Source organism: Microbacterium sp. Se63.02b (genome assembly GCF_014171575.1).
Taxonomy (GTDB): domain Bacteria; phylum Actinomycetota; class Actinomycetes; order Actinomycetales; family Microbacteriaceae; genus Microbacterium.
On record NZ_CP050453.1, the window covers coordinates 2726457 to 2738085 of the forward strand.

The following is an 11629-nucleotide window of genomic DNA, read 5'->3' on the forward strand; positions in this document are numbered from 1 at the left end:
GACGCTTGGATAGGGTAGGCAGGTGTCCGATCCCGATGGCGCCTCGAGTGAGGCTCGCCGCCTCGATGCCGCCGTCGAGCGCGCGACCGCGATCACCCGACGCACGCTCGGCCTGTTCCCAGTCCGCGTCTGGCGGCATTTCCTCCAGCACAACGGCTTCCTGCTGGCGGCCGGCGTCAGCTATCAGGCTCTCTTCGCGATCTTCGCGGCGATCTACCTCGCCTTCGCGATCGCAGGGCTCTGGCTCGGCGGCAGCGAGGACGCCGTCAACGGTCTGATCGACATCATCAACAGCTACATCCCCAACCTGATCGTCCCCGAGGGCGGTGTGGCCACCCCCGAGCAGGTGCAGGAGATCGCGGCCAACACCACCGGCGTCCTCAGCATCACCGGTGCGATCGCGCTCGGCACCGTGATCTGGACGGCCATCGGGTGGGTGACGTTCTCCCGTCGCGCGACCAGGGACATCTTCGGTCTCCCGCCCGACCGGCGCAGCTACATCATCCTGAAGGCCCGCGATCTGCTGGCCGCTCTGATCTTCGGCGTCTCCCTGATCGTCGGCTCGCTCCTCAGCTCGGCGAGCGCCACGGTGCTGCGCTGGCTCCTCAGCCTGCTCGACTGGGACTTCGGCTCCGACGGGGTCAACCTCGGCATCCGCATCGGAACGGTGGTGGTCTCGTTCGCGCTGCTGTCGTCGGCCCTGGCAGCGATGGTGCGATTCCTCACGGGAACCTCGTTGCGCTGGCGCACCATCTGGCCAGGTGCCCTTCTGGGCGGCGGCGCGATGACCGTGCTGCAGTACGGCGCGGGCTTCCTGCTGAGCTATACGCCCTCCAATCCCCTCCTGGCCACGTTCGCGATCTTCATCGGTCTGCTGCTGTGGTTCCGCGTCAACGGCGTCGTGATGCTCGTGGCATCGTCGTGGATCGCGGTCGCGGCGCAGGATCGCGACCTCCCGCTCATGCAGCAGACCGAGGCCGAGCGGCGGCGCGCGGAGTACGAGGCACTGCTGACGGCGGCACGCGTACGTGTTCGACAGGCGCAGTCCGCCCGCGAGGCTGCTCCGTGGTTCCGCTCTTGGGGCGCGAAGAGGGCTCTGCGGGCGGCGGAGAGCGAACTGGCCGATCTCGAGGCCTCCCGTCCTCCGCCGATCGAGGCCGCGTCACCGCTCGCGCAGCGCCTGCTCGCGGAGCTCAACCACAGGTCGTCTCGGGATGTCGGGGGCGCTCGTTAGGCTGGTGGACATGCCTCATCTGCGTATCGCCACGGTCAATGTCAACGGAATCCGAGCGGCGGCTCGCAACGGGATGAGCTCCTGGTTGGATGCTGCCGGCGTCGACATCCTCACCCTCCAGGAGGTCCGTGGGCAGGACGAGCACCTCGAGGCCGCCCTCCCCGGATGGTCGTTCGTCCATGACGAGGCGACTGCGAAAGGGCGCGCCGGCGTCGCGATCGCCAGCCGCACGCCTGCGCTCGCATCGCGCACCGACTTCGGCCCGGAGGACTTCGATTCCAAGGGGCGCTGGATCGAGGCCGACTACCTTCTCGGCGACCAGCCGCTGACCGTGGTGAGCGCGTACGTGCACTCCGGCGAGGCCGACACCCCGAAGCAGGACGAGAAGTGGAAGTTCCTCGACGCGTTCGGCACCCGCCTCGGCGAGCTCGGCTCCGACGGCGCTCTCGCGCTCGTGACCGGCGACCTCAACGTCGGGCACCGAGAGCTCGACATCAAGAACTGGCGAGGCAACCGCAAGAAAGCCGGCTTCCTCCCCCGAGAACGCGCATACTTCGACCGGTTCCTCGGTGAGTCCGGCGCGGAGGTCACCGCGGTCGACGGCACGATCGGCACCGGTCTGGGCTGGGTCGATGTCGGACGTCGGTTCCACGGCGAGATCGACGGCCCCTACACTGGTGGTCGATGCGCGGGCAGGCGTTCGACAACGACTCCGGCTGGCGCATCGACTATCACCTCGCGACGCCCGCTCTCGCGGAGCGCGTCGAGACCTATCACGTCGCCCGCGCGGCGGCTACGACCAACGCTGGAGCGACCACGCTCCGGTCGTCGTCGACTACCGCTACTGAGCGCTCGTCCGCGGCTCAGGCTCGGGCTCGGGCTCGGGATCGGGCTCGGGCTCGGGCTCAGGCTCGGGCTCGGGCTCGGGCTCGGGGTACCGATACCACCCACGCGGTACTCCAGAACCGTGCCCAGCAAGGGACTCCTGGCCCTCATCGACACCGTGCGACGCCCGTGGGCCTCATCCCAGCCGTCGACGAGATCCACGTGCACGCCGAGGATGCCGCGGAGCGCGATCCGGCGCCTGCCCAGTCGCAGCGCGACCGCGAGCGTACGCATGCGCAGGGCTCCCTCCGGCGTGACCGAGCACTCTTCGAGCATCTCCACGCGTCCGCGGGCCCCGAGGGCGTTGTGGACCACGCCGGGCTTCGCGGTGGCTGTGAGCCGATCCACGACGTGCTGCGTCCCCTTCGCGAAGCGGAGTTCGCGCCTGGTGTGGAGGATGGATCGGCCCGAGTCGGAAAGCGACGTGGCGGTGCGGATCCGGAAGGGCACGTCGCGCGCGAAGCGCGTGACGCACAGCCCAGGGCCGACGACGGGTGCTGCCAGCGCCGTGAGTCCGCGGAAACGGCTGCCGGCGACGACGAAGATCCCCTCCGCCTGATCGTCGTCGACGGTCGTCCGCAGCTGCGCGAGGATCGCCGGATGGAGTCGGTCTGCCTGCGCCCCCAGCACCTCGAGGAAGACCGCACCCCGAGCGGTCATGCCCGGTTCCCTCGGGAGCGTGAGATCATGCGCCCATCGTAGAGCGCGCGCACGCACCCCATAGGATTGATGCTGTGACGAAACCCCGCCTCTACTCCGGAATGCAGCCCTCAGCCGACTCCCTTCAGATCGGCAACTACATCGGCGCGCTGCTCCAGTGGCGAGATCTGCAGAACTCCTACGACGCGTACTTCTCGGTCGTCGACCTGCACGCCCTCACCGTCGCGCAGGATCCGGCTGAGCTGCGGGAGAAGACGCGACGCACGGCCGCACAGTACATCGCCGCGGGCATCGAGCCCTCGCTGTCGACGCTGTACGTGCAGTCGCACGTCCGCGCCCACGCCGAGCTCGCGTGGATACTCAGCACGATCACCGGTTTCGGTGAGGCCGGCCGCATGACCCAGTTCAAGGACAAATCGAGCCGATACGGCGCCGATGCCACCAGCGTCGGACTGTTCACCTACCCGGTGCTCATGGCCGCCGACATCCTGCTCTACCAGACCGACGTCGTGCCGGTCGGCGACGATCAGAAGCAGCATGTGGAGCTGACGCGCGACCTCGCGGAGCGGTTCAACTCCCGCTTCGGCGAGACCTTCACCGTGCCGATGCCGGTCATCCAGAAGGAGACCGCCCGCATCTACGACCTGCAGAACCCGACGGCCAAGATGTCGAAGTCGGCCGAGAGCGACGCAGGTGTGCTGTGGATGCTCGACGACCCGGCGAAGTCGGCGAAGAAGATCATGCGGGCCGTCACCGACAACGAGGGGTCAGTGCGCTTCGACCGGGAGAACAAGCCGGGGGTCTCGAACCTGCTGACGATCTACGCCGCTCTCTCCGGGCGTCAGGTCGCGGCGATCGAGGACGAGTACGCGGGGCGCGGCTACGGCGACTTCAAGAAGGGCCTCGCCGAGGTCGTCGTGAACGAGTTCGAGCCGGTGCGCGCCCGCGCCCTCGAGCTGCTCGACGATCCCGCGGAACTCGACCGCATCCTCGCGGAGAACGCCGGCCGCGCGGACGCCGTCGCCGACGAGACCCTGTCCCATGTGTACGACCGCGTGGGGCTGCTCCGCCGCGTCTGAGCCGCGCCCTAGGATGGGGGCGTGACAGATCCGCAGCTGCCTCCCCGTCCGGCGCCGAGAACCCCGGCTCGTTCGTGCCACCCACGGCATCGGGGGCCGCCCCCGCCCCGGAGGCTCCATCCGGAGTGGTCCCGCCGCCCGCTGCAATACCCGCATATCCGGCGGCACCTCCCGCGTACCCCGCAGCTCCGCCCACCCCAGCGGCGGCTCCCCGTATCCGACGGCTGCTCCCGCGTATCCGCAGACGCCTCCGTACGCGCCCGCGCAGGGCGCGCCGGCCGCCCCTCCCGGTGCGTATCAGGTCCCCGTGGGCGGGTATGCCGCCCGGCCGGCGCCTACCCGTGCCGGAGACCGCCCCGCGCCCGTCGGCGTACCTCGGGATGCTCGCTCTGATCCTCGCCCTGGTCGCCGCCGTGGTCCCCGCGATCGTGGTCGGGATCAGCGCCTTCGAGATCGGACGCGTCCTGCCCCAGGGCGTCTCGACCACGACCACCGAAGACCTCAGCGTGCTCGCGCCCGCGCGGGATCAGGTGTTGTGGGCCGAGCTCTCGTTCTGGGCGGGGACGATCCTCGGTATCGCGGCCATCGTGGTCGGGATACTCGCAATCGCCAAGAAACGGGGTCGCGGCGCGGGGATCGCCGCACTCGTCATCGCCGTGGTCGGAGCCGTGATCTTCTTCATCGTCCTGGTGTCGGCCCTCGCCGCAGGCAGTGCGGTCGGCTTCTCCAGCTATCCCGCCTGATCGCGCCGGCCTGCCCAGCCGGGCGCGTCGGCCCACGCGACCGGGCGCGCCGGCATCACCGTGGAGCGTGGTGCTTCTGCTGGGCCGCGAGCAGCCCTTCGCCGACGAGCAGCTCGACCGCATCGGCCGCGTCGTCGATGAGGATCGACAGGTTGGGCCGCTCTTCCTTGCCGAAAGGCGAGAGGACCCAGTCCGCCGGGTCCTGACGGCCGACGGGCCGACCGATACCCACTCGCACACGGGGAAATCTGCCGTACCGAGGGCACGCGCGACATCGCGCACGCCGTTGTGTCCGCCGTGCCCGCCCCCGGTCTTGAGCTTGATGGTGTCGAACGGGATGTCGAGCTCGTCGTGCACGACGACGACCTGCTCGACGGGGACCGAGTAGAACCGCGCCAGTGCGGCCACCGGGGTTCCGGAGACGTTCATGAAGGTGTTGGGCTTCGCGAGCACGAGCTTGTCGGCACCGGGTCGCAGCCACGTCTCGACGACGCGTGCCCCGCCCTTGTGCTCGCGGAACGCCTCGTTCCGGCGCGCAGCGATCTCGTCGACCACCATCTGACCGATGTTGTGACGGGTGTTCTCGTACCGCGGACCGGGGTTGCCGAGCCCGACCACGAGCCAGGTCGATGCCATGTCCTCGTCCTCTCCCTGCGCGGGCGAAACGCCTCGGTCAGGATACGACAGAGGGGACGCGATCGGATCGCGTCCCCTCTGTGATGATTCAGCCGGAGATCACTCCGCGGCGGCCTCGTCGGACGCCTCGGCGGTCTCACCCTCGGCCGCGGTCTCGTCCTCATCCTCGGTGGGAGCAGCAGGAACGGAGACGGCGACGACGAGCACCTCGGGGTCGGAGAGCAGCGTGGAGCCCTTGGGGAGCTTCACCTCGGCGGCCGTGATGTGCGCGCCCTCTTCGAGACCCTCGACCGAGACCTCGATGTTCTGCGGGATGTGGGTGGCCTCAGCCTCGATCGACAGCGTGGTCGCGTCGAGGTTCACGATGGTGCCGGAGGCGGACTCGCCGGTGACGACGATCGGGACGTCGATCGCGACCTTCTCGCCCTTCTTCACGACGAGCAGGTCGATGTGCTCGATGATCTGGTGCACGGGGTCCTTCTGGACGTCCTTCACCAGGGCGAGCTGGGACTTGCCCTCGATGTCGAGCTCGAGCAGCGCGTTGGCACGACGGATGATGAGCGAGACCTGGTGGCCGGGCAGCGCCACGTGCACGGGCTCGGTGCCGTGACCGTAGATGACGGCGGGGATCTTGCCGGCAGCGCGGAGGCGGCGGGCGAAGCCCTTGCCGAAGCTCTCGCGGAGCTCGGCGTGGACCTTGGTGTCTTCAGACATGGGGTTCTCCTTCGGGGCACGCAGCGAAGGCGCCGCGCGGTGGTCTTGGAATTGTGGGACTCGAACGCGGACGCGTGAGGAAAGCCACCGGGCTTGCTTCGCCGCGTCGATAACGGATGAACGCGCACGCGCAGAAGCATCCCTCGCCGAGGTACAGCCTCAATGGTACCGGATGACCCGGTAGGCTGAAGACACCGGTCCTTTTCTGCAGAACACGGAGAACCCCCATGCTCGACGGCGCCTTTTTCTCGCACGCACTGCTGTGGCTGATCGGCGCCATGAGCGTGTGCGCCGTCGTGGGCAGCCTCGGCGCCCTCTTCGCCATGGGCCGCTCGGGCTACCGCAAGGACTGATCTCGGCGTCAGGCCGCTGACGACCGCACGGCGTCCCGGATGACCCGCACTTCTTCGTCCAGGCCGAGCGACGCCTGAACCTGGACGCCCGTCTCCCCGGGCTGCAACGACTCGAGCGTCTCCAACTGGGAGTCCAGCAGCGATGCCGGCATGAAGTGTGCCTCGCGGGCATCCAACCGTTGCGCCAACGTCGCCCGATCGACCACCAGTTCTGCGAAGAACACGTCCGGCGCCTCCGCGCGGATCGCGTCACGATACCTCCGCCGCAGCGCCGAGCAGGCGACCACGATGAGATCCTCGCTGCGAAGCGTCACGCCGACGGTCCGCAGCCACGGCATCCTGTCGTCGTCATCGAGCGGGATGCCGGCGGCCATCTTGTCGACGTTGGTCAGCGGGTGCAGGTCGTCGCCGTCGACGAAGCGTGCGCCGACGGCTTCGGCCAGCGCGCTGCCGACCGTGGACTTGCCACTGCCGCTCGGCCCCATCACCACGATGCGCAGGCTCAATAGAACTCCACGGTGTCGACGACGGCACGCAGTTCTTGTCCGTCGAGCAGGCGCGTCGCGTTGTCGGCGAAGCGGCGGGCGATCCGCTCCTCCTCCTTCGAACTGAGCGCGGCGGTGTGCGGACTCACCAGCACGTTCGGGTGCGCCCACAGCGGAGACGTGTCATCGAGGGGTTCCTGCTCGAAGACGTCGAGTGCCGCGAAGGCCACGCGTCCGTCGTCCAGCGCCGGAAGCAGGGCCGCCTCGTCGATGACGCTGCCGCGGCCCACGTTCGTGAGGATGACGCCCGGACGCACTGCGGCGAGCACGTCCGCACCGATGAGGTGTCGCGTCTGGGCGGTCTCGGGCAGCGTCACGACGATCGCATCGACCTTCCGCACCGCATCGACCAGCTCATCGAGTGGCACGAGGCGGTCGACGCCGTCGACAGGTTGTCCGGACCGGGTCGTGCCCCAGACCTCGGCGCCGAGAGCGTGGAAGCGGCGTGCGCATTCGGAACCGATGCCGCCGAGGCCGACGATCAGGACCGTCATCTCGTCGACCTGACGCATCTCCCAGCGCTCCGGCCAGGTGCGCGCGCGCTGGTCGGCCAGAAGACGCGGCAGCCCCTTCGCTCCGGCGAGCACCGCGAACACGGCGAACTCGGCGAGGGTGCCGCCGTGCACGCCGGCGCTCGTGGTGAACACGATCCGGTCCAGCGCCTCACGGTCGAGACCTGCCGCCTTGATCGAGCTGCCTCCCCGGCCGCCGTCGTCATGACCCACCGCAGACGGGGATTCGCGGCCACCGTGCGGGCGAGGGCGGCGGGATCGACGTCCGGGATGCCGAACAGGACGTCGGCGGAGTCGACCATCTCGTCGAACGCCGCCTGCTGTGAGGGGCTGCGGACGAACGCCGGATCCCCCGTCCAGTCGGCGGGGCCGCGCATGGGCGGCATCACGGAGTGGTCGCGGACGACCTCGAGACGCGGCTCACGCTCTTCGATGAGCCGGCACAGCTCTTCGGGAAGGGGAACGGCCACGACCGCTCGCACCTTGGTCTCGGGCTCTGTCATCGGGACTCCCTCCGCGCACGGCACTGATCCGACCAGCGTAGAGGGCACAGCCTGCCTCGCCGAACTCGCCGCCACCTCTGACGTCCGTCGCCTCGTGACACAGGTGAGCGCCGACCTCCCGTACAGCGATACGCTGAAACCACCCCTTCTTCACGATCGAGGAGCCTTCTGTGCCCGAAGCATCAGCGAACATCGGAGTCGTCGGACTCGCCGTCATGGGATCGAACCTCGCCCGCAACCTCGCCAGCCGCGAGGGCAACACGGTGGCGATCTTCAACCGCAGCTACGAGAAGACCCAGACGCTCCTCGACGAGCACCCCGCGGCCGGTTTCGTCCCGGCGCGCACCTACCAGGAGTTCGCCGACTCGCTGCAGAAGCCGCGCACCGCGATCATCATGGTCAAGGCCGGCGGCCCGACCGACGCCGTGATCGACGCGCTCGTCGAGGTGTTCGAGCCGGGCGACATCATCGTCGACGGCGGCAACGCGTATTTCCCCGACACGATCCGCCGCGAGAAGGCGGTCAGGGAGACCGGCATCAACTTCGTCGGCGCCGGCATCTCCGGCGGCGAGGAGGGTGCTCACCGGTCCGTCGATCATGCCCGGCGGCTCCGACGAGTCGTGGATCACGCTCGGCCCGATCCTCAAGTCGATCGCCGCGATCGCCGAGGGTGAGCCGTGCGTGACGCACGTCGGCCACGACGGCGCCGGCCACTTCGTCAAGATGGTGCACAACGGCATCGAGTACGCCGACATGCAGCTCATCGCCGAGGCCTACGACCTGATCCGCCGCGGCACGGGCAAGTCGCCCGCCGAGATCGCGGAGATCTTCGCCGAATGGAACAAGGGCGAGCTCGAGTCGTACCTGATCGAGATCACCGCCGAGGTGCTCCGCCAGGTGGATGCCTCGACCGGCAAGCCCCTCGTCGACGTGATCCTCGACCAGGCCGGAGCCAAGGGCACCGGCGCCTGGACCGTGCAGACCGCGCTCTCGCTCGGCGTCCCCGTGTCGGGCATCGCCGAGGCCACCTTCGCCCGCTCGCTGTCATCGCACCCCGAGCAGCGCGCCGTCGCCGGCGGCCTCCCCGGCCCCGACGAGGAGTTCACGGTCGCAGCCGACGACACCGAGCAGTTCATCGAGGATGTCCGCCTGGCGCTGTACGCCTCCAAGATCGTCGCGTACTCGCAGGGCTTCGACGAGATCCGCGCCGGTGCGGCCGAGTACGGCTGGAATATCGACCTCGGTGCGATCTCGAAGATCTGGCGCGGCGGCTGCATCATCCGTGCGCAGTTCCTCAACCGCATCGCCGACGCCTACGCCGCGACCCCCGATCTGCCGGTGCTGATGACGGCACCGTACTTCGCGGAGGCGTTCACGCGGGCACAGGCGTCGTGGCGTCGGGTTGTCGTGACCGCCGCCCAGGCCGGCATCCCGGCCCCTGCGTTCTCGTCGTCGCTGTCGTACTACGACGGCATCCGCGCCGACCGCCTGCCTGCCGCCCTCGTGCAGGGTCAGCGCGACTTCTTCGGCGCGCACACCTACAAGCGCATCGACAAGGAAGGCACCTTCCACACGCTGTGGTCGGGAGACCGCACCGAGATCGAGGCGGAAGACACGCACTGACCTCGTGCCATCGAAGGGCCGGACACCGCGAGGTGCCCGGCCCTTCGTGCGTCACACGAGGATGTTGTGATTGCGGCGGAAGAGGTTCTGCGGGTCCCACGCCGCCTTGGTCGCACGCAGCCGGGTGAGCGCTGCCGGCGAGAACATACCCGGCACCGCCTCCGGTCGTTCGGTGTCGGCGAAGTTGCCGTACTCGGCGAGGCGGCCGGCGCGGATCGCCTCCCCGTCTGCCTCGATCGCGGAGCGTGTGGCCTCGTCGAGCATCCCGGGGATGTCGAACGCGCCGGCCATCACGAACCAGTTCGCCGTGCGCGCGGGGAACGCGGTGTCTTCCTGCGCGACGTCGTGGAACGCCCCGCCCAGCGACCGCAGGAAGACGACGGAGGCCGGATACGCGCGGCGGAAGGCGACGAGCCGCTCGATGAGCTCGTCGTCGAGATCGGCGTAGAGGCCGTTGCCGCCGATGAACCCGGGAGGCGCGGGAGCATCGTCACCCTCCGGCTGCGGCATCTCCATCAGCACGTCTCGGTATGCCGGAGTGGTGATCTCGGTCTGCACCCCGTCGAGCGCGGTGATCGGAGCCAACACCGCGCGCAGCCGATCGGGCTCCGGAGCTGCCCAGACGGCGCTCAGTCGCGCACCAGCCGGAGCGCTCGGATCCATCGGCGGGACGTCCATGTACGTCACGGTGAGCTCGCGCGGCGCCGTACGCAGCAGCTCCCTCGTGGTGCGGAGGACCTCCGCGGCATCGCCGTCGACGACGCTCTCGGCGAAGGCGATGCCCGGCAACGGGTGCGCGGCGAAGTCGAAGCGGGTGACCACGCCGAAGTTGCCTCCGCCGCCGCGCAACGCCCAGAAGAGTTCAGGATGCGCCTCGGGCGAGACCTCGACGACGTCGCCCGATGCCGTGACCACCTGCGCGCCGACCAGTTGATCGACGGCGAGACCCCAGGCTCGCACCATCCATCCGATGCCGCCGCCGAGCGTGAGACCACCGACACCGACCGATGCGGTGTCGCCGGAGCTGAGTGCGAGACCGTGCGCCGCCAACGCGGTGGCGACGTCACCCCACACCGCGCCGCCGCCGATGTGCACGGTGGCACCGTCGACCTCGATGCCGGACAGTTCGGAGAGTTCGAGACGCATGCCGTCGGCGGGGACATGCGACCACGGGCCGTGTCCGCCGGCGACCACGGTCAAGGGGACGGCCTCACGGGCGGCTTCTCGCACGACGTCGGCGAGTTCTTCGACGGTGCGAGGGCGGTGGACGGAGGGGCGGGGAGGAACAGAAGCATCGATGCTGTCAGCCATGCCGACACTGTAGCCACGGGTACCGACATCGCGCACCGGTCCCGCCCCGGCCCGCCCTAGGTCGTGATGTCCTGCACCACGCCCCTCGCGAGACGCAGCCGTCGCGTCGCGCGTCGCGCGACCGCGGAGTCGTGCGTCACCACGATGATGGTGATCCCCTCGGCGGACAGCGACTCGAGCAGCATCAGGATCTCGTCACGCATGCTCTCATCGAGGTTGCCGGTCGGCTCGTCGGCGAGAAGAACGCGCGGTCGCTTCACGATGGCCCTGGCGATCGCGACACGTTGCTGCTGACCGCCGGACAACTCGGAGGGCAGGTGTGCGCCACGGTCCTCGAGGCCGACGTGGGCGAGTGCCTCGGCGACCCTCGTGCGGCGTTCCGTCTTCTCGAGGCGGAGAGGCTCGAGCGCCATATCGACGTTCTCCGCGGCGGTGAGCGTCGGCACCAGGTTGAACCCCTGGAAGACGAACCCGATCTCCGCCGCCCTGATCCGACCGAGCTCCTTCGCCGATGCCGACGCGAGCTCCCTGCCCTCGAGCAGGAGCGAGCCGGCGGAGGGCGTGTCGAGCGCGCCGAGGAGCTGCAGCAGGGTCGACTTCCCGCCGCCGGTCGGACCCTGGATCGTGACGAACTCCCCGGGCATGATGTCCAGATCGACGCCCGTCAGCGCCTTCACGATGCGATCCTTCTGGGCGTACGTCCTGGTGACGGCCGTGAGGCGATAGAGCGCCTGCTCTTCCGCGATGCGCGGCTCCGTCTGCTCGAGGTCTGCCATGATCATGTTCTTCTCCTTGTGGTGAGGATTCGTGTTCTGTCGGGCTTCAGCGGGC

At 69.2% G+C, this 11629-nt stretch carries 10 protein-coding genes and 4 pseudogenes; 7 read left to right on the forward strand and 7 right to left on the reverse strand.

Translation table 11 applies throughout. The features are described from left to right. The first annotated feature begins 22 nt into the window (after nucleotides 1–22). Nucleotides 23–1234, forward strand: coding sequence for a YihY/virulence factor BrkB family protein (locus tag G4G29_RS13400; protein ID WP_183150464.1), 1212 nt, complete (start codon nucleotides 23–25; stop codon nucleotides 1232–1234). 10 nt (nucleotides 1235–1244) lie between these two features. Then, nucleotides 1245–2082 (forward strand): annotated as a pseudogene (locus G4G29_RS13405) (exodeoxyribonuclease III). A gap of 163 nt (nucleotides 2083–2245) precedes the next feature. On the opposite strand, the pseudogene G4G29_RS24090 reads toward G4G29_RS13405, so the two are convergent. Then, a pseudogene (locus G4G29_RS24090) lies at nucleotides 2246–2779 on the reverse strand (DUF4166 domain-containing protein); the annotation flags it as partial. Nucleotides 2780–2853: 74 nt separating this feature from the next. Between G4G29_RS24090 and trpS the strand changes: the two are divergent. Next, nucleotides 2854–3858, forward strand: a complete 1005-nt coding sequence (gene trpS, locus G4G29_RS13415) for a tryptophan--tRNA ligase (protein ID WP_183150465.1) — start codon at nucleotides 2854–2856, stop codon at nucleotides 3856–3858. 341 nt (nucleotides 3859–4199) lie between these two features. After that, a complete protein-coding gene (locus G4G29_RS13420; RefSeq protein WP_183150466.1) occupies nucleotides 4200–4601 on the forward strand; it encodes a hypothetical protein in 402 nt (133 codons plus the stop codon). Nucleotides 4602–4656: 55 nt separating this feature from the next. Here the strand turns inward: G4G29_RS13420 and pth are convergent. Together pth and G4G29_RS13430 are read right to left on the reverse strand one after the other, a co-directional pair. After that, nucleotides 4657–5237: pseudogene (gene pth / locus G4G29_RS13425) on the reverse strand (aminoacyl-tRNA hydrolase). A gap of 99 nt (nucleotides 5238–5336) precedes the next feature. Then, entirely contained in the window at nucleotides 5337–5951 is a 615-nt protein-coding gene (locus G4G29_RS13430) for a 50S ribosomal protein L25/general stress protein Ctc (protein WP_183150467.1), read from the reverse strand. Nucleotides 5952–6178: 227 nt separating this feature from the next. Here G4G29_RS13430 and G4G29_RS23485 point away from each other — a divergent pair, with 227 nt between their 5' ends. After that, on the forward strand, nucleotides 6179–6304 hold the full coding sequence (locus G4G29_RS23485; RefSeq protein ID WP_258566847.1) for a hypothetical protein: 126 nt from the start codon (nucleotides 6179–6181) through the stop codon (nucleotides 6302–6304). A gap of 8 nt (nucleotides 6305–6312) precedes the next feature. On the opposite strand, the gene G4G29_RS13435 is transcribed toward G4G29_RS23485, so the two are convergent. Both G4G29_RS13435 and G4G29_RS13440 read right to left on the reverse strand, forming a co-directional pair. Beyond that, a complete protein-coding gene (locus G4G29_RS13435) occupies nucleotides 6313–6810 on the reverse strand; it encodes a gluconokinase (protein WP_244632019.1) in 498 nt (165 codons plus the stop codon). Beyond that, on the reverse strand, nucleotides 6807–7574 hold the full coding sequence (locus G4G29_RS13440; protein WP_244632020.1) for a D-2-hydroxyacid dehydrogenase: 768 nt from the start codon (nucleotides 7572–7574) through the stop codon (nucleotides 6807–6809). Before G4G29_RS13440 ends, G4G29_RS13435 begins: the two co-directional genes overlap by 4 nt. Nucleotides 7575–8079: 505 nt before the next feature. Here G4G29_RS13440 and G4G29_RS22260 point away from each other — a divergent pair. Further along, nucleotides 8080–8500 (forward strand): annotated as a pseudogene (locus G4G29_RS22260) (NAD(P)-binding domain-containing protein); the annotation flags it as partial. Further along, a complete protein-coding gene (gene gndA / locus G4G29_RS13445; RefSeq protein ID WP_244632602.1) occupies nucleotides 8489–9487 on the forward strand; it encodes an NADP-dependent phosphogluconate dehydrogenase in 999 nt (332 codons plus the stop codon). The pseudogene G4G29_RS22260 and the gene gndA, both read left to right, overlap by 12 nt. A 51-nt stretch (nucleotides 9488–9538) precedes the next feature. On the opposite strand, the gene G4G29_RS13450 is transcribed toward gndA, so the two are convergent. Further along, complete coding sequence (locus tag G4G29_RS13450; RefSeq protein WP_183150468.1) at nucleotides 9539–10798, reverse strand: FAD-binding oxidoreductase; 1260 nt, start codon at nucleotides 10796–10798, stop codon at nucleotides 9539–9541. A 56-nt stretch (nucleotides 10799–10854) separates the two neighbouring features. Further along, nucleotides 10855–11580 (reverse strand): ABC transporter ATP-binding protein, encoded by a 726-nt coding sequence (locus G4G29_RS13455; protein WP_183150469.1) that lies wholly within the window; start codon nucleotides 11578–11580, stop codon nucleotides 10855–10857. Between the last annotated feature and the right edge of the window lie 49 nt (nucleotides 11581–11629).

Excerpts from the sequence above, each read along its gene's own strand:
- G4G29_RS23485 (WP_258566847.1), top strand. The coding sequence starts at position 6,179 with ATGCTCGACGGCGCCTTTTTCTCGCACGCACTGCTGTGGCTGATCGGC.
- G4G29_RS13450 (WP_183150468.1), bottom strand. The coding sequence starts at position 10,798 with ATGGCTGACAGCATCGATGCTTCTGTTCCTCCCCGCCCCTCCGTCCAC.
- G4G29_RS13430 (WP_183150467.1), bottom strand. The coding sequence starts at position 5,951 with ATGTCTGAAGACACCAAGGTCCACGCCGAGCTCCGCGAGAGCTTCGGC.
- G4G29_RS13455 (WP_183150469.1), bottom strand. The coding sequence starts at position 11,580 with ATGATCATGGCAGACCTCGAGCAGACGGAGCCGCGCATCGCGGAAGAG.